The following is a 23,469-nucleotide window of genomic DNA, read 5'->3' as shown; positions in this document are numbered from 1 at the left end:
CAGGTTGGCATCTTTACTCTGACGGACAGAACCATCTCCCCTCAGGCAAAAGCGTTTCATGATTTGTGCATTCATTACTTGAACTACCAAGAAGAAGTAGAATCCGCATAAGCATATACCCAAGTGACTTCAAGATGCAGGATTCAGAGCGTTGTCATTGATTCGAGGGCAAGGAAGACAACGCAGCGTAATAGCCAGCTATTTCCAAGTTGTTTGACGCAGCAATCGGGTCAATGACACGCTCCCAAAGGGTCCTCTTTGCAAATAGTAAGGGCCTTGGCTTGTATACTTTGTTATCGATTCTTGATTTAGAACCACCAAACCTTTAAATCGCCGCCGCGTCTACAAACCAAATCATTCTCGCTGAACCAGCATCTCGAGGTTACTTGGGTATAACTCACAACTAAAAAAGCCCCTGACACGTTAAGCATCAGGGGCTTTTTAAAATTTCATGAGCTAGAACGCACTACTTTCTGCGCTTGTAAACCACGCAGAAGTTGCCACGCTTGGTGCGACACTTAGAGCAGCGTTCGCAGTCCACTTCGGCGCGGTTACCGTCTTTCCAGCGCTTGATCAATTGTGGCTCTGCCAATAATGGACGAGAAAGCGCGAAGAATTGAATCTTGGTATTTTCAGCCAAGTCTTCAATCGCACAGAAGTCGTTTAAGCCACCCACGGTAATCACAGGTACGCTCACATCTTGGCTGAACACTTGGCCGTATTCGTGGAAGTAACCTTCTTCTTGTAGCGCGTAACCGTCGAACGATTCACCTACCATGGTGCTTGCGTTGCCGTGAATGTTACCCGATACAATGATCGCATCCACGCCCACTTCTTCTAGCTTCTTACAAACAATGCGCGTTTCATCGAACGTCAAACCACCATCGAAGAATTCCGTTGCTGTCAGCTTCACCAGAATCGGGAAATCATCACCAACTAGCTTGCGTGTTTCGTCATAGATCTCCATAAGAAAACGCATGCGGTTCTCTAGGCTGCCGCCGTACTGGTCTTCGCGACGGTTGTAATATGGGCTTAAGAACTGGTTGATCAGGTACGTGTGCGCCGCGTGGATTTCTACACCATCAAAGCCAGAAGCTTGTGCACGCTTGCTCGCTAGCGCAAATGCTTTAACGATGTAGTCAATCTCATCTTGAGTCATCGCTTTGCCTTCCGTTTTGGTGCCACGCTCTGGCACTTCACTTGGAGCAAAAATCACACGCTCGCCAACGTTGAAGGTCGTTTTTGTGCCGCCGTAAGCGATCTGCATGACAATCTTAGCATCATGCTCATGGACAAGGTCAGTCAGCTTTTTGTATCCATCGATGAAAGAGTCATTGTAGATCCCCATCATGCCTGCGTTAGGCTTTTCTTCTTCTACGATGTTCGCGTAGCCAGTAACGATCAACCCCACTTCACCCTTGGCGAGTTCTTCATAAATGTCGTACAGCTTCTCGGTCATGTGACCGTCTTCCGTTGCCATATTTTCCCACGTTGCACTTCGTACAAAGCGGTTCTTTAGTGTCATGTTGCCAATGCGGGCTTCTGAAAACAAAATGCTCAAGTCCAGTCCTCTTAAAATCTGTCTTTTTAGATACATCACTACCGAGCAGGAACGAAAAAGGAACAGCGATACACAAAGCATGGCTGTTCCTTCTCTGAATTTCTGTTCAGTGCAATGAGCGACACGAACCTTACCGCCGAAACTGCGGGAAAACTTTAATCTGGATTAAGGTTTGGTGAGATAGGTCACCGATTTCGCATTCATTGGGTTTGTTCTCATCACCACTACTGATGGCATCAATCGTTAACTCAGACCTACTTTCCTTTAATGAATAAACGGCAGTGGAATCAACTCCAGACCAAGTACGCCGCTGATGCCCATGACAACCAATAACGACATCTTAAACACCGATTTAGACCACTGGATGTAGTTGTTGTAATCCACTTTTTGGAACGTCACACGTGTCCACATAAAACACACCGCAGCCGAAACGGCTAAGTACTCGTAACCTGCTTCACCTAGCATAAACAGCCCGATAGCAACCACGCCAAAAGCAACCACGTACGCTTTCATATGCTGATGCGCTTTGGCAATCCCCTCTTTAACAGGAAGCACTGGAATGCCTGCATCACGGTAATCTTGCATGCGGAACATAGCAATCGCGTAAGAGTGCGGCATTTGCCACAGACAAAACATGACGAACAGCAATGTAGCTTCCAAGCTAATGTAGTTGGTCACGGCTAGGTAACCCACCAAAGGAGGAACTGCGCCGGAAATACTGCCAACTAAGGTGCCGTAAACTGAATTTCGCTTGTACCACATAGTGTAAAAGAAGACATAAAACACGTAACCCAAGAGTACAACCACGGCCGAAAGCGGATTCACCACTTGGAATAGCAGCGCCGTTCCGTTAAGCAACAATACTAAAGCATAAACAAAAGCCGCGTCGGTATTGATGTTACTCATCACCAATTCGCGGTTTTGCGTGCGCTTCATCTTTTGATCGATATCGCGGTCAAAGATGTTATTCACCACGCATCCTGATGCAATTACAAGCCCCACGCCAACTAACGTTGTCAATAACAACAGAAAGCTCGCTGGTTCTGATTTTGCGGCGAGGAAGAACCCCGCCGCAACAGAAATCAGGTTGCCGAAAATGATGCCCGGTTTGGTAATAGACAAATATCTTTTCAGCATACCCTAGCCTACAACTTCATGTTGACGTTCATGTTGTAGATGATCCAAATCGAACCTGCGATAAGAATCAAAACAACAATGGCGGTAAACATCAGTGAAACGAAGTTCCATTGGCCTTCTGGTGTTTTCACTTCCATATGCAGGAAGTACTTAAAGTGCACGAAGATCTGAACAAGCGCACAACCAAATAACACGGCATAAGTCGCAGTATCTGGCAGCAGTTGCGCCCACACACAGTAGAAAGGAATCACCGTCAGGATCAGCGACGCGATGAAGCCTTTTACGTAATCAGAAGCACCGGTATCTAGATGGTTTTCCATTACATAACCCCCAGTAAGTAAACGATGGTGAATACGCAAATCCAAACGATGTCTAGGAAGTGCCAGAACAAGCTTAGACACTGGAATCGCATCGACATGTTGTCGTTAAGGCCCTTAGTTGATAGCTGGTGGTAACCCACCGCCAGCCAGATCAAACCAAAGGTCACGTGCAGACCGTGAGTGCCCACCAAGGTAAAGAACGCAGACAGGAACGCACTTTCTTGCGGCCCGTAACCTTCTTCAATTAGGTGATGGAACTCATACACTTCCATGCAGATGAAGCCAAGACCAAGCAAGAAGGTTACTTTTAACCAACGTTTTAGGCCTGCGACATCTTTGCGCTTCATCGCAATCATGCCGAAGCCAAACGTGATACTACTAAACAGTAGCAACATGGTTTCTACAAATACGAACGGCAGTTCAAAGATATCTTTACCTGTTGGGCCCGCGATAGAGCCACTTTCAAGTACTGCGTAGGTTGCAAACAAGGTCGCAAACAATACACAGTCACTCATTAGGTAAACCCAGAAACCAAACAACTTGTTGCCGGCCGAGTCATGGTGATGATCGTGCTCGTGAGCGGCTACATTAGCTTGCATACGTCACCTCCAGATCGTCTTTTTTCTCGTTGTCTTTCACTTCGTTTTTCTTCGCTTCTTCAAGTTGAGCTCGACGCTCCGCTTCAATCGCTTTGATTTCTTCAACTTCAACGTAGTAATCCACATCGTCGTTGTAGCTGTGTTGAATACAAGTCACGATGATGCCAACAAAGCTTGCTGCTGCTAGCCACCAGATGTACCAAATCATCGCGAAGCCAAACACCAATGCCCATGCAGATACGTAGATACCTGTTGGTGTGTTCTTCGGCATATGGATACGCTCGTATTCCACTTCTTTGGTTGGATCGAATTCGCCACTCTGTTTTTGGTACCAGAACCCATCTAGAACGTCGCCTTTTGGTAGGTGCGCGAAGTTGTAGAACGGCGGTGGTGAAGAAGTCGCCCACTCGAAAGTACGACCGCCCCACGGGTCACCCGTTAGGTCACGGTTTTGCTCACGGTCACGAACACTCACGTAGATTTGAATGAACTGACAAGCCACGCCAAGCGCAATCACTGCCGTACCCGCTGCGGCAACTGCCAACAGTGGGAAGTACTCTGGGTTCAGATCTTGGCTTAGACGACGCGTCATACCCATAAAGCCCAGCGCGTACAGTGGTAGGAACGCCATTAGGAAACCGACAATCCAGCAAATGAATGCACGTTTGCCCCATGTTTCGTTCATGGTGAAGCCAGTTGCTTTCGGGAACCAGTATGTGATTGCAGCGAAACAACCGAATACCACACCACCGATGATTACGTTATGGAAGTGCGCAATCAGGAACACTGAGTTGTGCAGAACAAAGTCCGCGCCTGGCACTGCCATTAGTACGCCCGTCATACCACCTACAGAGAAGGTAATTAGGAAGCCAACCGTCCACATCATCGGAGTGGTAAAGCGGATTCGACCTTTGTACATGGTGAATAGCCAGTTGAAGATCTTCACCCCGGTAGGGATAGAGATAATCATGGTGGCGATGCCGAAGAACGCATTCACATTCGCACCTGAGCCCATGGTGAAGAAGTGATGCAGCCAAACGACGAACGCCAAAATCGTAATAACGATGGTCGCCCATACTAGAGAGGTATAACCAAACAGTTTCTTGCGTGAGAACGTTGCGGTTACTTCAGAGAACACACCAAAGATAGGCAAGATCAAGATGTATACTTCTGGGTGACCCCATGCCCAAATCAAGTTCACGTACATCATTACGTTGCCACCAAGATCATTGGTGAAGAAGTGTGTACCGATGTAGCGATCCAATGTCAGTAGCGCGATGGTTACCGTAAGGATTGGGAATGAAATAATGATTAGGATGTTGGCACACAGGGACGCCCACGTGAACACTGGCATCTTCATCATTGGCATAGACGGTGTACGCATGCGCAAGATGGTTGCGAAGAAGTTCACGCCCGTCAGCGTGGTACCCACACCAGATATTTGCAGTGCCCATATCCAATAGTCTACCCCGACTCCTGGGCTTGCTTCGATACCAGACAGTGGCGGATACGCCAACCAACCAGTACGACCAAACTCACCTAAGCCAAGTGACATGTTGGTTAGGATCACACCCACAACAAACAACCAGAAACTCAGGTTGTTTAAGTAAGGGAATGCCACGTCACGCGCACCAATTTGCAGCGGTACGATGATGTTCATCAAACCAATAACCAACGGCATCGCCACGAAGAAAATCATGATTACGCCGTGGGCAGTAAAGATTTGATCGTAGTGATGTGGTGGTAGATAACCGGTCTCACCTGCCGCAGAAAGCAGCTGTTGGCTACGCATCATGACCGCATCAGCAAAGCCACGAATCAACATCACCATTGCCACAGCGATGTACATAAAGCCTAATTTTTTGTGGTCTACTGAAGTAAACCATTCATTCCATAAGTATTGCCACTTACCCGCTTTGGTTATCGCCGCAACGACAGCCAAACCAACGATCGCGATCACCGCTAGAGTGACGACGATAATCGGCTCGTGATAAGGGATTGATTCAAGTGTTAATCTTCCAAACATTGCGGTTATCCTAGATTTTCCGGCAAACAGTTCATTGAACCCGGATGCTGGGTCACGACGTCGGTGAACAAAAATGGTGGAACGCTAGAGAACAGCTTCACAGGCTCAGCCACCGTTGGTGATGCAAGCGAGCGGAATTGCTCCCAGTCTTCAATACGATCTGGGCTAGCTTTCACTTGTTGCACCCAGTTTAGGAATGCCGTGCGATCTTCCATTGCCGATGCTGTGAACTTCATTTGTGAGAAGCCTTCACCGCTGTAGTTAGAAGCAAAACCTTTGTAATCACCAGTGTGATTCGCAATCAGGTTCAGCTTGGTCACCATGCCAGGCATTGCGTAAATCTGTGTTCCCAAACGTGGGATGAAGAACGCGTTCATGATGTTGTCCGACGTCAGTTTGAACTGAACAGGAACATCTTTAGGGAATGCCACGTAGTTAACTGTCGCAATGTTCTCTTCTGGGTAAATGAATAGCCATTTCCAGTCGAGCGACACCACTTCGATGGTGATCGGTTTAACATCACTTTCGATTGGCTTAGATGGCTCTAACTCATGAGTAGAGCGCCAAGTGATGGCGGCTAGAATCGCGATGATGATGATTGGAATAGTCCATACCACCACTTCGATCTTGGTCGAATGCGACCAATCCGGCGCGTACTCCTCGCCTGTATTTGACTCACGGTAGCGGTAAGCAAAGTAGATTGTCATAAGAATCACAGGGATCACGACAATCAGCATCAGTAGAAGGGCTGTGATGATCAGCTCTTTCTCCTGAACGCCAATACTACCTTTCGGGTCAAGTAGAGCAGAGTTACACCCTGCGAGCATAAGGATGGTCGCCACCAAACTTATCCTCGATAAGATGCGTGTATATCTTGAAGCTTCCATTAACTTTCTCGATGGTTAGCCAATAACAGAGCAAGCCCTGTAATTGGTTGTCTTGGTCATTAGAATATTTTTGTGTTGAGCTTGTGCAGCAATGGACTTCTTAGTAGGAACATCAAGTTGCTTGATGGTTAAAACCACACTCACAACGTGAGTTTATTGTTACACTCTTTGAAATACATTGTTACATTCGACCGCATTATGGGTAGAGAAAGGAGAAACCTCACCAGACAAAAATGGAAACTAACATTCCATTTACGAAACAAAGCATTAGGCAATGAAGACAAAAAAAGACACACAATATTTACGTGCTTCAGGATTAAAGCCTTTTACTGAAAGGATCAATAAAGAGGAAAAGGTGACATGTTTAGTCACGCATTAGAAAATACGCCGAGCACTACATTAGAAAGTACGAATTAAATAAAGCGTGACAAGCATCATAGTTATGAATTCACATACTATTTACATGGCATTTGACAAATTAGTGAGATCACCAGTCAAACATTGACACATTGAATGATAAAACGTCGATAACTTGAGAGCTGAACCATCAGAAACAAAAAAGAGCCATAATCGGCTCTTTGTTTACATTCTTATCCCGCCATCCACTTCGAGCACCCGCCCAGTGAAATAGTCGTTTTCGAGAATGTATTTTACGGCATGAGCAATCTCACTTGTCTCCCCCATCCTTCCGACAGGTATCATCTTTTGCAGTCGGCCTATGGCTTCTGGCTTCATTTGGTCCGCCATAGCGGTTTTGATAACACCGGGGGCAATGGCCGCAGCACGGATGCCGTATCTGGAAAGCTCTCTTGCCCATGTTGTTGCCATGGTCGCAACGGCAGCCTTCGATGCAGAATAATTGGTTTGCCCAATATTGCCCGCTCTTGCGACGCTGGAGATGTTAATGATGGCACCTTTCGAGCCACTTTCGATCATTTTGACTGCCGCTTCTCGACCACATAAGAAGGTGCCTGTGACGTTGACGTTCATCACTAGGTTGAACTGCTCAAGCGACATCTTGGTGATCTCGCCTTCTTTGGCTTTGACTAACAATCCATCTCGCAAAATGCCTGCGTTATTAACTAAGCCGTTTAGCTGCCCAAAGTCTTGGATAATCTCGTCAAAGGTTTCTTCCACTTCAGATTCATTGGTAACATCTAGTCGGTAAATCAGCGCCTTGGCACTGAGCATTCGGCATTGCTCTTGAGTATTCAGAAGCCCGGTTTCGTTCACGTCAAGTAGGGCTAAATCTGCGCCCGCTTGAGCAAGGCTGACCGCCATCATCTGTCCTAACCCTTGCCCCGCCCCTGTGATTGCAATGACACTGTTTTTTAAATCCATATCTGTACTCCATTACTGGATGACTTCCATGTTCAAAAGCTTGTCTAGTAACAAACTGTTTGCCTAGAACCTATTTACTTAGAAACTATCGAGCTCGTCCAGATAAAGTGAATGGCAGTCTTAGCCTCGCCAAAACCGTCATTCCCTACAGCGAAGAACGAGCGTGATAGGGAATCTCTCTTTTAGCCCTTCTGGTTCTTATAGAATTCAAACAAGCTTGAGAAATCGAGTTCCGCATGACCGCTGGCATTGTGGAATACATAAAGATTACGAGCCAAAGAGCCCATCGGAACAGAAGAGTTAGTTTGCAGCGCTGCATCCAAACCTAAGCCAAGATCTTTCAACATCAGCTTACTCATAAAACCAGGGTTGTATTGATTGCTCGCTGGTGCAGAGTCCATCACTCCGGGACATGGGTTATAAAGCTCTAACGCCCAGTTTCGACCTGAGCTTTGCACCATGATGTTGGATAATACTTTCGGATCAAGTCCGTGGTCAATACCAAGATTGAGCGCTTCGCAAGTTCCCGACATCAAAATGCCCAGCATCAGGTTGTTACAGATCTTCGCCATCTGACCATCGCCTGCTTTCCCTGCGTGGAATACGTTTTTACCCATGTATCGCAAGATCGCATTGGCTTTGGAGAATGCTTCGTCCGAACCGCCAACAATAAAGGTCAGCGTTGCCGCTTTTGCACCTGCCACGCCGCCTGAGACAGGAGAATCAACAAACAACAATCGTTTGTTCTGTGCTTCGTTCGCCACCAAACGAGCAGAATCTGGATCAATGGTCGAACAGTCAATCAGCAATGCATTGTCCTGCACAATGTTGAGCAAACCAACACCACCACGTAAATCCCCCAAATACACCGCACGCACGTGTGCACCTGCAGGTAGCATGGTGATCACCGTGCCAGCGCCATCCACGGCTTCTTCTAAGGTACTAGCAACCACTGCGCCAAACGGTTCGAGTTGCTTCGCGGCGTTCACATCCACATCGAACACTTGCACATGAAACCCTGACGCCAATAGGTTTTGTGCCATTGGACTGCCCATGTTGCCCAAGCCAATAAATGCAATGGTACTCATGTTGTTTCTCCTTATTTTCCTAGCTGTGCAAGTGGATGTTCCTCTTCTGACCAAAGAGAAGTAAACAAGGTGTCGATGACGCTTTCATCGACTTCACTGACGCTGTTAAACATCCATTTTGGATTGCCGTCTTTATCAACTAATCGAGAGCGCACGCCCTCTTCAAACTCACCGAGTAATGCGCTACGAACTGACAAGGTTAGCTCTAGACGGAAACAATCCGCCAACGATAAACGGTGGTACTCTTTGACTTGTCTTAAGCAGATATGCGCGGTGATCGGACTGCCCGAGGCAAATGACTTTTGCGCGATCTCAAGCCATTGAGTGCCGCCTTCTATTGCTTGAATGCGTTGGGCAATCTGATTTAAATCTGAACCTTTGCAGGCTTCTTTAATTTGGTCGAGATACGGGCAGATTTGTGTGGTTGGTTTACTGTCGATAACTTCCTCTTCCATTAATTGAAGTAACGCGCTGACTAGCGATTTGGCATCAGCAGAACCCCAAGCTACTTGCTTCAATTCTTCAAGCAATGCCGGATATTGCTCTTCCAACAGCAACCATTCTGCCAAACCAACAGTGACCGCGTCACTTGAATTCACCCTTGCGCCAGTCAGTCCTAAGAACAAACCTACTTCTGGGTCGATTTGGCTTAAGAACCAAGTGCCACCCACGTCTGGATAAAGCCCGATATTGATCTCTGGCATCGCAAGACGAGATTTAGGGGTAACAACCCTGTGGCTAGTGCCCATAAACAAGCCCATACCTCCGCCCATCACAATGCCCTCACCCCAGCCAATGATTGGCTTTTGGTAGGTATGAATCAGGTAGTCACACTCGTATTCGAGCGAGAAGTAGTTAGAGCAGAATTCGGCAGTTTCTTCTTTGCTTTTCTCGTGCATGACATGGTACATGGTTCGTACATCGCCCCCTGCACAAAACGCTTTTTCGCCCGCCCCATTGAGGATGACACAAACCAAATCAGGGTCATCTTGCCATTCGATAAGTTGGTCGTTGAGCTCTGCCAACATGTCGTAAGTCAACGCATTCAAAGAAGCCGTGTTGTCTAACGTCGCGATACCAATTCGGTGCACGCCGTCTAAGCAATCTATTTCGCTAATGGTTACTTTCCCTGTCATGCGACCTCCTATTGATTCTTCCAGTTGGGTTTACGTTTTTCCAAGAAGGCACGAACCCCCTCGGTTTGATCTTCGGTATCGAATAAGTTTAGAAACAGTTCTCGCTCTTTAATCAGACCATGTTTGAGTGGCGCTGAACGCATGTTTTGGATAAGCGCTTTACATGCAGTTACCGAAGACGGCGATTGATTGGCAACCGATTCTGCAAGCTCAATGGCTTTATTCAGCGCTACACCTTTTTCCACCACTTCTTCTACTAACCCAAGTTCTCGCGCTTGTGCTGCACCGACTTGTTCACCGCACAATATGATGCGTTTCGCCCAACCTTCACCGACCAATGCGGTTAGGTTTTGCGTACCACCAGCACAAGGCAGTAAGCCCACTTTCGCCTCTGGCAGTGCCAGCACGGCTTGCTCTTCCACCACGCGAATATCACACGCCAATGCGACTTCCAATCCGCCTCCCATGGCATAACCGTTGATGGCCGCGATGGAAACCCCTCGAAATGCAGACAGCGTTTCAAAGGCTTCACCAAAGATCCGCGCCATCTCTAACGCAACCGCTTTATCGCCATCGGCAAACAACTTGAGGTCTGCACCAGCCGAGAAAAACTTCTCACCATTCCCTGTGAGCACTAGAGCGTAAACGTCTTTGTTGTCGTTTAACGCAAGCACCAATTCCTTTAATGCCGTTAAACTTCCTGACGTCCAAGTATTGGCAGGCGGGTTGTTCATGGTCACCACCGCAACGTGATTGCTGATGGTGTGTTGAATCGCTTGTTGTTCTGGTAATGACATATCTCTGAATCCTTTCTTGATGAAAATGACCTGAGTTTTATGAATAAAAGCAGAGCTTGGCGTTGCGTCTATAACAATGCCGACTCCTCTGCGAGCAATCGACGTGCGATGATCAAACGCATGATCTCATTGGTGCCTTCCAAGATTTGGTGCACTCGAACATCACGGAAATAGCGTTCCATTGGGTATTCTTTGATGTAACCATAGCCACCGTAAAGTTGCAGCGCTTGATCACAGACTTGAAAGCCGACATCGGTAGCAAAGCGTTTTGCCATGGCACAATAAGTCGTGGCGTCTGGGTCACCTCGGTCTAACTTGCTAGCGGCGTACCGCACCAGTTGGCGAGCAGCGACAAGCTCGGTTGCCATGTCTGCCAGTTTGAACTGCAATGCTTGGAATTGAGCTAATGATTTGCCGAACTGTTTACGTTCTTGTATGTACTGCGCCGCTTGATTCAACGCTTGCTGAGCCGTACCGACAGAGCAGGTCGCAATGTTGATGCGTCCGCCATCCAAACCTTTCATGGCGAACACAAACCCTTGCCCTTCTTCCCCGAGCAAATGTGACGCAGGAATAGAAACATTGTCGAACGTTACCGCGCGTGTTGGCTGACTGTTCCAGCCCATTTTCGGCTCTTTACGTCCGTAGCTAATGCCATCTGCATCGGCGGGGACAACAAACGCGGATACGCCTCTCGCACCTGCATCGCCGGTTCTCGCCATCACGACTAAAACGTCGGTATCGCCTGCGCCAGAAATAAAGGTTTTGCCGCCGTTGAGTATGTAGTTATCACCTTGTTTAGTTGCAGAAGTCGTTAGAGATGCCGCGTCCGAACCTGCGTTTGGCTCGGTTAAACAGTAAGAACCGAGAAAGTCACCCATAATAAGTTTGGGGCAGAACGCGTCTTTTACCTCTTCGCTAGCAAAGCTCGCGACCATCCAAGTCACCATGTTGTGAATGGTCATAAATGCGGTGGTCGACGTACACCCCATCGAGAGTTGCTCGAAGATTATAGACGCATCCAAACGGCTTAAGCCCAAACCGCCTTGTTCTTCTGGTGTGTAGAGGCTCAAGAAGCCAAGCTCTCCTGCCTCTCGTAGAATGTCTTTGGGGAAGATTTGTTTCTCATCCCACTCTGCTGCCATTGGCGCTAAACGCTCTGCCGCAAACTGCTGCGCGGTGTCGGCAAACATACGTTGATCTTCGTTGAGTTCAAAATCCATATGATCTCCTTACTTCGTTAGCGCAAGTTAATAGTCAAGTTTGGACCGGTTGGGATATCGTCATCAAACCAACGAGCCGTCACGGTTTTGGTCTCTGTGTAGAAGCGCACCGCTTGTTTGCCGTAGGCGTGCAAATCACCGTAAAAGCTGCCGCGCCAACCCGTAAACGAGAAGAATGGCAAAGGCACTGGAATTGGCACGTTCACACCTACCTGCCCGACTTGAATCTCATGTTGATACTTTCTCGCCGCCGCACCATTCGCAGTGAAGATGGAAGTGCCGTTGCCGTATGGGTTGCGATTCACGAGCTCTATCGCTTCTTGTAACGTGTCGACCTCAATACACACCAAAACAGGCCCGAAGATTTCTTGGGTGTAAATCGACATCTCGGTAGTGACGCCACTGAATAAAGTCGGACCGACCCAGTTACCTTCTGGGAAGCCTTCCACTTCACATTGGCTACCATCAAGTTCACACACCGCCCCTTGTTGTTTGCCTTCTTCAATCAAACCAAGCACACGCTGTTTTGCTTGTGCGCTAATCAAAGGACCGTAAGCGGCATTTTCGTCATCCCAAGCGCCGGGATGCACTTTCGCCATTTCTTGCTTTAGGTCGGCAATCCACTCTTTCGAACTACCTACAAACACAGCGACAGATATCGCCATACAACGTTGCCCTGCCGCACCAACCGAAGAGCCAACTAAGTTGTTCACCACTTGGTTTTTGTTCGCATCTGGCATCACTACCATATGGTTTTTCGCGCCAGCAAAGGCTTGAACACGTTTGAAGTTCTGTGTGCCTGTGGTGTAAATGTATTGCGCTACGGGTACAGAACCGACGAAAGAAACGGCTTGGATATCGGGATGTTTCAGCAGCAAATCGACCTGCTCTTTACGACCGTGCACGATTTGTAGCACACCTTTTGGTGCACCCGCTTCTTCGAACAGTTCAGCCAAGCGAATTGACGTGAGGGGCACTTGCTCAGAAGGCTTAAGGACAAAGGTATTACCGCTCGCAATCGCAATTGGGAACATCCACAAAGGGATCATGGCGGGGAAGTTAAACGGCGTAATACCACAGCACACCCCAAGCGGTTGGATCAGCGAATAGCTGTCGATATCGGTCGCAACGTTCTCGACGGTTTCTCCCATCATGTTGCTGGCAATATTTGCAGCTTGCTCGACCACTTCGATACCACGCCACACATCCCCTTTTGCATCCGCAAAGATCTTGCCCGTCTCGTGAGAAAGTAACGTCGCCAATTCATCATGATGTTCTTTCAGTAGATGTTGGTAGCGCAGCATTAAACGCGCCCGCTCAGACACGGCGACATCTTTCCAACAGGTAAAGGTGGCTTTTGCACTCTCAATTGCCGCGTGCATCTCTTCATCCGTTGCGCATGGCAATCGCGCAATCACATTATTGGTGGCAGGGTTTGTGACTTCTACCCAATCCGTTGCTTGAGATTCACGAAACTCACCATCGATGAATAAGGGAACCGTGCGAGTCATAATCTAGTCCTTCTTTACGTTATTTGATAATTGAATTTAAAGCGGTATCTCGACACCAATGGCAGTGGCTTCACCACCACCGATACACAGTGATGCAACACCTCGCATCACCTTTTTATTGTTGTTGTCACCGTCAACACTGAGCACTTGTAGCTGGCGTAGACTATGAATGAGGGTCACCAAAATACGTGCTCCGCTCGCACCAATTGGATGCCCAAGCGCACACGCCCCACCTTTGATGTTTACTTTGTCTTTATCGATGCCCAATTGACGTACCGCAATTTGCGTAACAACGGCGAACGCTTCGTTGATCTCCCAAAGATCAACCTCGTCTACTGACCAGTCGAGTTGAGATAACAACTGCTCTATTGCAAAGACAGGCGCGAGGGTAAATTCGGCGGGCTTTCTGGCATGGGTCGAGTGCCCCTTGATGATTGCTAATGGCGTTAAACCTTGATGCAGTGCCACCTGCGAGTCCATTAACACCAAGGCTGCAGCACCATCGGATATCGCACTTGAGTTCGCAGCCGTCACCGAGCCGTTCTTATCAAAAGCAGGTTTGAGTTGAGGAATTTTGTCGAGCTTAATCGAGCGAGGATGCTCGTCGTAATCCAAAATTGAAGTGTTATGACGTGTCGTAATTTCTATCGGCGAGATTTCATCGTCAAACAGACGCTGCTCTTGCGCTTCCAATGCTCTTGTAGCGGATAGGATCGCCCATTCATCCATTTGCTCACGGGTAAACTCAGAACGGTCAGCCGTTTGCTGCGCATAGACTCCCATCAAATGCCCTTCATACGCGTCTTGAAGACCGTCGAGGAACATGTGATCGTAGGTAGATTGATGACCCATTCGCATGCCGTTGCGTGCTTCTTTGAGCAGATACGGTGCGTTGGTCATGCTTTCCATCCCACCAGCAATAGCACTTCGAATACTACCCGCTTTGATGAGATCGTGAGCCAGCATGACGCTCTTCATTCCCGAGCCACATACTTTGTTGATGGTGGTACAGCCTGTGGTTAGCGGAAGATCTGCACCTAGCGCCGCTTGCCTGGCTGGAGCTTGCCCGCACCCTGCTGGTAATACGCAGCCCATATAGACTTCATCGACTTGGCTAATCCCGCTCGCTCCCACTGCCGATTTGATGGCAAATGCCCCTAATTGAGGCGCTGAATATCCTTGTAATTGACCTTGAAAACGCCCAATTGGCGTTCGCTTTGCACTGACAATCCAGATGTCGTTTCCCATGATTTCGTCCCTTTTGACGATAACTCACAGTTCAACAACTCATCCTTCACACCTGCTACCACGGAGCATTCACACGAAGTGTGTTGTCACTCCAGCCTCTCATAAAGCAATGAATTTTCGCACTGTGATTCCTTGACGTTTACGTAAGCATAGCACTAACATTTACGTAAACGTAAAGAAACACATTAATAACAACATAATTTTTTCTCCTGTTTTGTGCGAAGACCGATACTAGGCCTTTCAGATAAAAGCATGACGGGATTTTAAGAAGCCAAAACTTTTACTCAGAGGGACAAGCCGAGTGGATAAATACAAGATTAGTGACCTCGCCAAGGAGTTCGACATTACCACCCGAAGCATTCGTTTTTACGAAGATGTCGGGCTGATAGAGCCAGAACGAAAAGGCAATATTCGCGTTTATCAACGTAGAGACAAGATCCGTCTCAAGCTGATTTTACGTGGCAAGCGATTGGGCTTTTCACTTGCAGAAATTCGAGAATTGTTCGAGCTGTACGATACCCAGCAAAGCGATGGGCAACTGCTCAAAATGTTGACCATCATTGATGAAAAACAAGCACACTTACAGCAACAACTCGACGACATTAGCGTCGTGATGAACGAGCTAGAAACCGCCAAAGAGCGATGTAAGCAAGCGCTGAGCAACAATAAAACCAACAGCCAATAGCTCTAAGTTATTGAGTAATAAAAACAAGAATAACCATAATTTCCAAGCCCAAGCAGTGTAACTCGAACCTTATCCGTACTAACAACCGCAGTACTCGCAACAGGGAAATGTTATGAAAAGCAGCTACACCCCACTCAACTTTGGGCTTGGTGAAACCATCGATATGCTCCGAGACCACGTCAACGCGTTTGCCACCGAGCATATCGCCCCTATCGCCTCAGATATCGACCGCGACAACCAATTCCCCAATCATCTGTGGTCCAAGTTTGGTGAAATGGGTTTGCTCGGCGTGACCGTCGACGAAGAGTTCGGTGGTGCAGGTATGGGCTACCTTGCTCATGTTGTTGCGATGGAAGAGATCAGCCGAGCTTCGGCATCTGTCGCGCTCAGTTACGGCGCACATTCCAACCTTTGTGTTAACCAAATCTTTCGCAATGGCTCCCCTGCTCAACGAGAAAAGTACCTACCTAAACTCATCGATGGTTCTCACGTCGGCGCACTAGCCATGAGTGAGCCGAACTCGGGATCTGACGTAGTTAGCATGCAGCTTCGTGCTGAAGACAAAGGCGATCACTATCTGATGAATGGCAATAAAATGTGGATCACCAACGGTCCCGATGCCGACACCTTAGTGGTCTACGCGAAAACCGATCCTAATGGAGGCTCTCGCGGTATCACCGCTTTCATTATTGAGCGAGAGTTTGAAGGCTTTAGCCATGCACAGAAGCTCGACAAACTTGGTATGCGCGGCTCCAACACCTGTGAATTAGTGTTCCAAGATTGTGTCGTGCCTAAAGAAAATGTGTTGGGTGAATTAAACCGTGGTGTTGAAGTGTTAATGAGTGGCTTAGATTACGAACGCGTGGTACTAGCCGCCGGCCCGCTTGGCATCATGCAAGCCTGCATGGACGAAGTGGTTCCGTATGTGCATGACCGCAAACAGTTCGGCAAATCCATTGGTGAGTTCCAACTGGTACAAGGAAAGCTTGCTGACATGTATTCACGCATGAACGCCGCCAAAGCTTACGTTTATACCGTCGCTGCCGCGTGCGACCGAGGTGAATGCACACGTAAAGATGCCGCTGGCGTGATCCTTTACAGCGCCGAGCTCGCCACGCAAATGTCCCTCGATGCTATTCAGCTGTTGGGCGGTAATGGCTACATCAACGAATACGCGACAGGGCGCTTGCTACGCGACGCCAAACTGTATGAGATTGGCGCTGGCACATCTGAAATTCGCCGCATGTTAATTGGACGAGAGCTGTTCGAAGAGTCTCTCTAACCCACCGACAAGGAAGTCACTATGGCAATCATTAAAAGTAAAACCAAGCCAACCGACGAGCTGTTTTTGTCGAATAAAGCGGTCATGACCGAGTTGGTGAGCAACCTTAAAGCCAATATCAAAGCCATCAAACAAGGTGGCGGACAGAAAGCCATTGACCGCCAACGTCTGAAAGGGAAACTGCCCGTTCGTGAGCGTGTCATGCTCCTTTTAGATGAAGGCAGCGAGTTTCTTGAAGTCGGACAATTTGCCGCTTGGAACGTCTATGAAGAATCAATTCCATGCGCAGGTGTGGTTGCTGGGATTGGCACCATTGAAGGCATTCAATGCATGGTGATCGCCAACGACCCCTCAGTGAAAGGCGGCACCTATTACCCACTCACCGTGAAAAAGCATCTACGCGCGCAAGAGATCGCACAACGTTGCCAACTGCCTTGCGTCTATCTGGTGGATTCTGGGGGGGCGAACCTCCCTCACCAAGCGGAAGTGTTTGCTGACAAAGAGCACTTCGGACGCATCTTCTTCAATCAAGCCAGAATGTCGGCACAGGGCATTCCTCAAGTTGCAGTGGTGATGGGGCTTTGTACCGCTGGTGGCGCTTATGTACCAGCCATGTCGGACGTTTCCATTATGGTCAAAGAGCAAGGCACCATCTTCTTGGCAGGTCCACCGCTAGTGAAAGCCGCAACCGGAGAGATCGTAACGGATGAAGAGCTTGGCGGTGCCGATGTGCACTGTCGCAAGTCTGGCGTTGCCGATTACTATGCAGAAAATGACCAGCACGCATTGCAGCTGGCGCGCGAAGCCATCTCAAATACCAATCAATCACTCCCCTTCCAAAGCGACAAAACCGTCTTGCCACCGCGTTACGACGCCGAAGAGATGTACGGCATCGTCAATGCAAACCTTCGCTTGTCTTTTGATGTTCGAGAGATCATCGCTCGCGTGGTCGACGACTCAGACTTTGACGAGTTCAAGGCGCTTTATGGCAAGACTTTAGTGTGTGGTTTCGCTCGAATCCACGGCAATTTGATTGGCATTGTGGCAAACAACGGCATCTTGTTTTCAGAGTCCTCACAGAAAGGCGCGCACTTTATTGAGCTGTGTGCCAAACGCAAAATTCCCCTACTCTTTTTGCAAAACATCACTGGTTTTATGGTAGGCAAAAAGCTTGAAGCGGAAGGCATTGCCAAACACGGCGCAAAACTGGTGATGGCAGTCGCCTGTGCGGACGTACCCAAGTTCACCGTGATTATTGGCGGCTCTTACGGCGCAGGCAACTACGGCATGTGCGGTCGCGCTTATGACCCAACCATGATGTGGATGTGGCCGAACGCACGAATCTCAGTAATGGGCGGAGAACAAGCCGCGGGCGTGCTCACTCAAGTACGGCGAGAAGTGATAAAGCGCCAAGGTGAAGACTGGCCAGAACCAGAAGAAAGTGCATTCCGAGATTCTATCGTAGACTTGTATGAGTCTCAGGGGCATCCCTACTACGCCAGCGCACGTTTGTGGGATGACGGCATCATCGACCCGAAAGAAACGCGTCAGGTGTTAGCTCAAGCGTTAAGAGCATCGCTCAATGCTCCAATTCCTGACAGCAACTTTGGCATATTCAGAATGTAGCAATGTAGAAATCTAGAGAAGAAAGGACGTCACATGCAGGATCATCAACCGAGTATCATCCCCAATACAAAGCGACAAGATGAAGTACTTTGGAACGTCGATGAATTCGGCGTCGCAACGCTAACGCTCAATCGTACAGAGAAGCACAATGCGTTTGATGCCTGTATGATTGACTTGCTGATCCATAGGCTTGACTACCTCGCTTTACGCACCGATGTTCGATGCTTAGTACTTCGAGGAAACGGCAAGCACTTCTCCTCTGGCGCGGATTTAAATTGGATGAAATCCATGGCAAACAGCACCAGAAAGCAAAACCTTGAAGACGCACAGAACCTCGCTCGTCTGATGCATACACTGGACGCTTTCCCTCAGCCTACCATTGCGGTTGTGCAGGGTTCCGCATTTGGTGGCGCACTGGGCTTAATCTGTTGTTGTGATATTGCCGTCGCGGCGGAGAATGCGAAGTTCTGCTTGAGTGAAGTCAAGCTAGGGCTGGTTCCGGCAACTATCTCTCCTTATGTCATGCGTGCTATGGGAAACCGTCAAGCTCGTCGTTACATACTCAGTGCCGAAGTTATTAACGCCGCCAAAGCAGAAAAGTTTGGCCTTGTGCATGAGGTTCATAAGCTGGATAAAATCGAAGCCGTGGTAGAAAGTTTGATTGATTCTTTGCTGCTCAATAGCCCAGATGCAATGCGAAAAGCCAAAGCGTTATGCCATCAATGCCACCAAAATCCGATTGATGGTCAGCTTATCCAATACACGAGCCAACTGATCGCCGATATTCGCGTATCACCGCAAGGACAAGACGGCCTACAAGCCTTTCTGGAGAAGCGAGAACCGGGTTGGATAAACAAGCCAGCTAAGGGCAAGAAATGAATTTGCCAAACAAGGTAAATATTGTCGAAGTGGGTGCGAGAGACGGATTACAAAACGAATCGCCAGTGTCCACGCAAGCCAAGATCCGCTTAATCGACCTGCTCTCGGATACAGGGCTCACCCATATTGAGGCAGGCTCTTTTGTGTCGCCTAAATGGGTACCTCAAATGGCCGATTCACTCGATGTGATGAAGAGAATCACCCGCCGCCACAACGTCACCTACTCAGCGTTAACGCCTAATGTGCAAGGCTTTGAGAAAGCGCTAGAAGCTGGAGCTACCCACGTTGCTATCTTCACCTCCTCATCGGAGGGCTTTTGCAGACACAACATCAATTGCTCGATTGCGGAAAGCCTCACCCGCTTTGAGCCGGTAATGGAATTGGCAGTAACCCATAACATTCCCGTTCGGGGCTACTTATCTTGCGTGGCAGACTGCCCTTACGATGGATCAACCAAACCAGAACAAGTGGCAAGAGTCGCTAACCTGCTGATGGAATTAGGCTGCTATGAGGTTTCACTTGGAGACACCATAGGTACAGGCACGCCTATGCGCATCGCTAAAATGTTAGAAGCCGTACTAGTGAAAGTCCCAACCCATAAGCTCGCTGTGCATTTTCACGATACGTGGGGACAAGCGTTAGCAAATATCTACCAAGCCTTAACAATGGGTGTCCATACCGTCGATAGTAGTGTGGCTGGACTTGGGGGCTGTCCTTACGCTCATGGCGCATCGGGTAATGTTGCTACCGAAGATGTGCTCTACCTTTGCCAAGGTTTAGGAATCGAGACAGGAGTAGATTTGGAGTTGCTCGCCAAAGCCGGATGGATGATCAGTGAAGAGCTAAACCGTCAGCCGACCTCGAAGGTATCGATGGCATTAAAGCAACGTTAATCATAAAACAAAAAGTTCTTTGTAAAACAAAAAGCTGCCTTGCTTAACAAGGCAGCTTTGTCATTTTCAAGTACGATGAGTTTTAGACAAAAAGGTGTTAAAACTTGTAAGTAGAACCCACGTACCAAGATCCAACAGACTGGTCGTAATCTTTAAATGCAGTTTCTAGCGTGTAATGGTCAACTTCATAACCTGCACGGAATGCAAGACCACCTAGCATTACTGGCGCATACTCCAAGCCAACACCTAAACGAACCGTGCCGCCACTCTCGCTGTCCTTAAAGTTGTTGCCTGTGACGTTTTCTTTTACTTCGTAGCTGATTGAACCTAAACCAAGCGTTGCAAATGGGCGTAAGCCATTGTCGAACGTGTAACCTACATTTGCGGCTACGGTAAACGTATCGTGGCTTAGCTTTAAAGCCGAAACATTTTGCACCTTAACATCAGTATCCGCATACTTAGTGTATTGTGCTTCAATAGCAACAATGCGGTTGATTTGATAACCAGCAATCAACTTGTATGCAGAGCCATCCGAATCTGAAGTTAGAGGAACGCTTGCCCCTGAGTGTCGAGCGATTGCGTGACTTACATCATTCATGTAGCCTGCGTCATCAAAATCGGTATTACCGATGCCCGCACCAAGATAAAAGCCACTCATATCGTTAGCAGATGCAAAACTAGAAACCAGTGCAGTAAGAAGAAAAACCTTTTTCATTTTGAATTGTCTTTGCCGTGTTGTTTGAGTCGACACACTCTAAAATCTCACCCCTTAAATAACTAAACAGAAATCAAATTGTTTTCACATTTATATTTATACCCTTACTTAAAGCAAGGCTTAAAAGGCCATAAAAAATATCAATGCACTGATTTTTAATGATTTATTTTCATTTAAACTGCAAACTTGATTTATAAATTAATCTCGGTAGACTGTGCCGCTTTCAAAATAAGTTTAGGTTCCCATAACTTTTTAATCTCACCTAACGAGATAGAAGTTGCCTTCTAAAAAGCCAATTTAGCAATGAAATCGATCCAGTTTTCGAACTTAACTTTAGAATGTGCAACAAGGACGTTACGTAATCAAAACGGAAATAAAGTCGTTCTCAGGCCTCTTCCTTATGAGGTTCTTTTACTGCTCCTGCAAAAAAATGAACCTGTATCCCGAGAGGAACTTTTCAAGACCTGCTGGGAAGGGTTGGTCGTGACCGATCAAGCATTAACCAACGTGGTTTCTGGCCTACGTCGTAACCTGCTTTCTTTAAAAGCCCAAAACGCTGAAATCAAAACCATCAGTAAAGTCGGTTATTTTATTCAGGCCGAATCCATTGAGGCCATCACGCAACCAGTACCTCAAATTGAAGAAACTGGCTCAGAAACTGTCTGCGATAATCAGAGCGATGAAGTAAGCCTCACCCATCCAATGCGACAGAAAACCAGTACTATCCTTCTAGCTGCGGTTTATGTTGTTGGCACCGTTGTAGCTTTGCTCACCCTTCTAAACTTAAAACCACTTTTCGAGAAGCCAAGCTATATAAAAAAGACAACTATCAACACCTTGTCGTCGGACAAACCAACATCTATTTACATGACGCCACTCCAGGGTTTATTTCGGCCGACAATTTAAAACTGCTACTGAATAAATTACCCCAAGTGCAATGTAATGCAGACGTGTACATACGCCTTTTCCCTTCGATCTATGAGGCAAATATGGTCGCTTTGACTATTTGGTTGCACAAAACGGATGGGAATAAAAACCATATGTATCGCCACTTTAATGTTCAGAGAGAACAATTGGGCGAATATATTGCCGACTCATACTCTAGCAAGGAGGCGATATGCGCATTTTAGCGGTGGTGTTTGCAGCGATTACAACTGCATTTGCCATTTATTGCTGGCAATTTGAAAGTTACGATTTTAGCGGCACCCGATGGCGTTGTTCAGAAAAAAAAGCGGGATTTACTTCAGCAGCGTATCGCCAATATCAAAGCATCGAAGAGTATACGACCATCTACTTTCCTTCCAATACCAGTGTGATTTACTACCAGTCAGGCATGCTCAATCATAAGTCGGGATTGAAAGAACCTTTCGAACTTGTGCTCACAGCGACAAATGAAGTCAATGGACAGCGAATCCAGCAAAAGTTTAATAGTGTCGATTGGAACCTGACTCCAACCGAGTCTCCCTTATTTACCAGGGATAAAGACAGCTTGGTCGGTTTTGAGTCTGATTTAAATTACTTTATCCAAGATGAGCGTCTCTTCTTCTTTAACACAAACGAAAGCGAAGATGTGAACATTGCCTGCCACAAGGTTTAGGAATCGATGCAAGGTTGCATTTGGAGGAACTCGGCAAACCGGACGGATGTACAGTAAGAGTTAAATCAGCTGGCCAACCACGGAAGGTACGCTTCTCTATGGCGATAATGCCGACTTAATCCAAGCGCAGGCAGAAGTTCCAATTGGACGCTTATTCAAGCCCGAAAAGCAGACTTCTGCCCAAGCGAGATGCATCAATAATGGCCACCAATATTGATGATCTTAATGCTGTTTGATGACGGGTAGATAAAGGTTACTCGGTCCGTTTGATTCAAGCGTATCGAATAAATTGGATAGGTTTCAAACTTCTTCCCTTTCAACTGCTCATAGTGGGAATCCCCCACAGCAGATGCCGCCTCTTTCGGCGAGTAGTTTTGATCAACGATCAATCTGCGCCAATCATGATATTTCCGCATGCTACTCGGACTCACAGAAACGTGCTTACTTTTGTCGAAACGTGTTCTTTGATCACTGTCGTCAAATTCATAACTCATCGCATGAACTCCCTAAATATTCGTTTTTAATCATCATAGATTTAGCAATCGCACCAAGTGCAACCTGCCATTTTGGCAAATCGACCTTAACGCAATCGTACCTTGATGCATAATGGCGAAATATAAGGTGAATCTGACGAGTCGAAATGACGGATACACGATACCTATTGCAAAAGAGAGTGTTTTTTAAGCAATGTGAATGTCAAAATAGATAAGTTGCAAGTTTGAGCACGGAATTCACGTTCTACTTCTGTGAACAACTTCACATTCATACCTATAAATTAACCAAGAGAGACTAGGGCGTGTTGATCTTTGCTGTACATTTCGTATTCAGCAATACATCGGTAACCACATTAACATGAATGCCAGCGATAACATGCTGGCATAATTCCTTTCTAACTTGTCATATCTACTTGAAATAGCT

General features: G+C 47.4%; 22 protein-coding genes and 2 pseudogenes. 8 read left to right on the top strand and 16 right to left on the bottom strand.

The genetic code is table 11. The features are described 5' to 3' along the window. Positions 1-111, top strand: a pseudogene (locus tag KIV40_RS21085) (LysR family transcriptional regulator); the annotation flags it as partial. 355 nt (positions 112-466) lie between these two features. Here the strand turns inward: KIV40_RS21085 and KIV40_RS21080 are convergent. The 13 genes from KIV40_RS21080 to KIV40_RS21020 form a co-directional block, all read right to left on the bottom strand. Then, positions 467-1,561, bottom strand: coding sequence for an NADH:flavin oxidoreductase (locus tag KIV40_RS21080; protein ID WP_285351142.1), 1,095 nt, complete (start codon positions 1,559-1,561; stop codon positions 467-469). A gap of 264 nt (positions 1,562-1,825) precedes the next feature. After that, positions 1,826-2,698 carry a heme o synthase gene (gene cyoE / locus KIV40_RS21075; RefSeq protein ID WP_285351141.1) on the bottom strand — a complete coding sequence of 291 codons (873 nt, stop codon included), beginning with the start codon at positions 2,696-2,698 and terminating at the stop codon, positions 1,826-1,828. A gap of 8 nt (positions 2,699-2,706) precedes the next feature. Continuing rightward, positions 2,707-3,018: a cytochrome o ubiquinol oxidase subunit IV gene (cyoD, locus tag KIV40_RS21070; protein WP_012129143.1), complete on the bottom strand. Its 312-nt coding sequence runs from the start codon at positions 3,016-3,018 to the stop codon at positions 2,707-2,709. Continuing rightward, complete coding sequence (gene cyoC / locus KIV40_RS21065) at positions 3,018-3,617, bottom strand: cytochrome o ubiquinol oxidase subunit III (RefSeq protein ID WP_012129142.1); 600 nt, start codon at positions 3,615-3,617, stop codon at positions 3,018-3,020. Before cyoC ends, cyoD begins: the two co-directional genes overlap by 1 nt. After that, complete coding sequence (gene cyoB / locus KIV40_RS21060; protein WP_005532284.1) at positions 3,607-5,643, bottom strand: cytochrome o ubiquinol oxidase subunit I; 2,037 nt, start codon at positions 5,641-5,643, stop codon at positions 3,607-3,609. The genes cyoC and cyoB overlap by 11 nt, the downstream gene beginning before the upstream one ends. 5 nt (positions 5,644-5,648) lie before the next feature. Beyond that, positions 5,649-6,530, bottom strand: coding sequence for a ubiquinol oxidase subunit II (gene cyoA, locus KIV40_RS21055; RefSeq protein ID WP_005431534.1), 882 nt, complete (start codon positions 6,528-6,530; stop codon positions 5,649-5,651). 582 nt (positions 6,531-7,112) lie between these two features. Beyond that, on the bottom strand, positions 7,113-7,871 hold the full coding sequence (locus KIV40_RS21050; protein ID WP_012129138.1) for an SDR family oxidoreductase: 759 nt from the start codon (positions 7,869-7,871) through the stop codon (positions 7,113-7,115). 182 nt (positions 7,872-8,053) lie between these two features. Beyond that, a complete protein-coding gene (mmsB, locus tag KIV40_RS21045) occupies positions 8,054-8,959 on the bottom strand; it encodes a 3-hydroxyisobutyrate dehydrogenase (protein ID WP_285351140.1) in 906 nt (301 codons plus the stop codon). An 11-nt stretch (positions 8,960-8,970) separates the two neighbouring features. Continuing rightward, positions 8,971-10,095, bottom strand: a complete 1,125-nt coding sequence (locus tag KIV40_RS21040) for an enoyl-CoA hydratase/isomerase family protein (RefSeq protein WP_285351139.1) — start codon at positions 10,093-10,095, stop codon at positions 8,971-8,973. Between the two features lie 8 nt (positions 10,096-10,103). Beyond that, complete coding sequence (locus KIV40_RS21035) at positions 10,104-10,892, bottom strand: enoyl-CoA hydratase (RefSeq protein WP_012129135.1); 789 nt, start codon at positions 10,890-10,892, stop codon at positions 10,104-10,106. Between the two features lie 68 nt (positions 10,893-10,960). Further along, positions 10,961-12,115, bottom strand: a complete 1,155-nt coding sequence (locus tag KIV40_RS21030) for an acyl-CoA dehydrogenase family protein (protein ID WP_285351137.1) — start codon at positions 12,113-12,115, stop codon at positions 10,961-10,963. 17 nt (positions 12,116-12,132) lie between these two features. Further along, positions 12,133-13,626: a CoA-acylating methylmalonate-semialdehyde dehydrogenase gene (locus tag KIV40_RS21025; protein WP_012129133.1), complete on the bottom strand. Its 1,494-nt coding sequence runs from the start codon at positions 13,624-13,626 to the stop codon at positions 12,133-12,135. A gap of 36 nt (positions 13,627-13,662) precedes the next feature. After that, positions 13,663-14,874 carry an acetyl-CoA C-acyltransferase gene (locus KIV40_RS21020; protein ID WP_134977488.1) on the bottom strand — a complete coding sequence of 404 codons (1,212 nt, stop codon included), beginning with the start codon at positions 14,872-14,874 and terminating at the stop codon, positions 13,663-13,665. Between the two features lie 301 nt (positions 14,875-15,175). On the opposite strand from KIV40_RS21020, the gene KIV40_RS21015 reads away from it, so the two are divergent. The 5 genes from KIV40_RS21015 to KIV40_RS20995 all read left to right on the top strand — a co-directional run bounded on the left by KIV40_RS21015 (position 15,176) and on the right by KIV40_RS20995 (position 20,239). Continuing rightward, complete coding sequence (locus KIV40_RS21015; protein ID WP_005431432.1) at positions 15,176-15,559, top strand: MerR family DNA-binding transcriptional regulator; 384 nt, start codon at positions 15,176-15,178, stop codon at positions 15,557-15,559. Positions 15,560-15,671: 112 nt separating this feature from the next. Then, positions 15,672-16,841, top strand: a complete 1,170-nt coding sequence (locus KIV40_RS21010; protein ID WP_285351136.1) for an isovaleryl-CoA dehydrogenase — start codon at positions 15,672-15,674, stop codon at positions 16,839-16,841. 21 nt (positions 16,842-16,862) lie between these two features. Next, positions 16,863-18,467, top strand: coding sequence for a carboxyl transferase domain-containing protein (locus tag KIV40_RS21005; RefSeq protein WP_285351135.1), 1,605 nt, complete (start codon positions 16,863-16,865; stop codon positions 18,465-18,467). Between the two features lie 33 nt (positions 18,468-18,500). After that, positions 18,501-19,346: an enoyl-CoA hydratase/isomerase family protein gene (locus tag KIV40_RS21000; RefSeq protein ID WP_005431580.1), complete on the top strand. Its 846-nt coding sequence runs from the start codon at positions 18,501-18,503 to the stop codon at positions 19,344-19,346. Further along, the gene (locus KIV40_RS20995) at positions 19,343-20,239 is read left to right on the top strand and encodes a hydroxymethylglutaryl-CoA lyase (RefSeq protein ID WP_012129127.1); all 897 of its coding nucleotides are present in this window, start codon (positions 19,343-19,345) and stop codon (positions 20,237-20,239) included. The genes KIV40_RS21000 and KIV40_RS20995 overlap by 4 nt, the downstream gene beginning before the upstream one ends. Before the next feature lie 97 nt (positions 20,240-20,336). Here KIV40_RS20995 and KIV40_RS20990 read toward each other — a convergent pair whose 3' ends face one another. Beyond that, positions 20,337-20,954: a porin family protein gene (locus KIV40_RS20990; protein ID WP_010643718.1), complete on the bottom strand. Its 618-nt coding sequence runs from the start codon at positions 20,952-20,954 to the stop codon at positions 20,337-20,339. Positions 20,955-21,257: 303 nt separating this feature from the next. Between KIV40_RS20990 and KIV40_RS20985 the strand changes: the two genes are divergently transcribed. Both KIV40_RS20985 and KIV40_RS20980 read left to right on the top strand, forming a co-directional pair. After that, positions 21,258-21,860, top strand: coding sequence for a winged helix-turn-helix domain-containing protein (locus tag KIV40_RS20985; RefSeq protein WP_285351134.1), 603 nt, complete (start codon positions 21,258-21,260; stop codon positions 21,858-21,860). Positions 21,861-22,071: 211 nt separating this feature from the next. Further along, positions 22,072-22,551, top strand: a complete 480-nt coding sequence (locus KIV40_RS20980; RefSeq protein ID WP_285351133.1) for a hypothetical protein — start codon at positions 22,072-22,074, stop codon at positions 22,549-22,551. Between the two features lie 194 nt (positions 22,552-22,745). Here KIV40_RS20980 and KIV40_RS20975 read toward each other — a convergent pair whose 3' ends face one another. Together KIV40_RS20975 and KIV40_RS20970 are read right to left on the bottom strand one after the other, a co-directional pair. Further along, entirely contained in the window at positions 22,746-23,045 is a 300-nt protein-coding gene (locus KIV40_RS20975) for a hypothetical protein (protein ID WP_010643713.1), read from the bottom strand. Between the two features lie 330 nt (positions 23,046-23,375). Further along, positions 23,376-23,469 (bottom strand): annotated as a pseudogene (locus KIV40_RS20970) (IS5/IS1182 family transposase); the annotation flags it as partial.

Source organism: Vibrio sp. D173a, from assembly GCF_030248475.1.
This window is presented reverse-complemented; position numbering and strand designations above follow the sequence as displayed.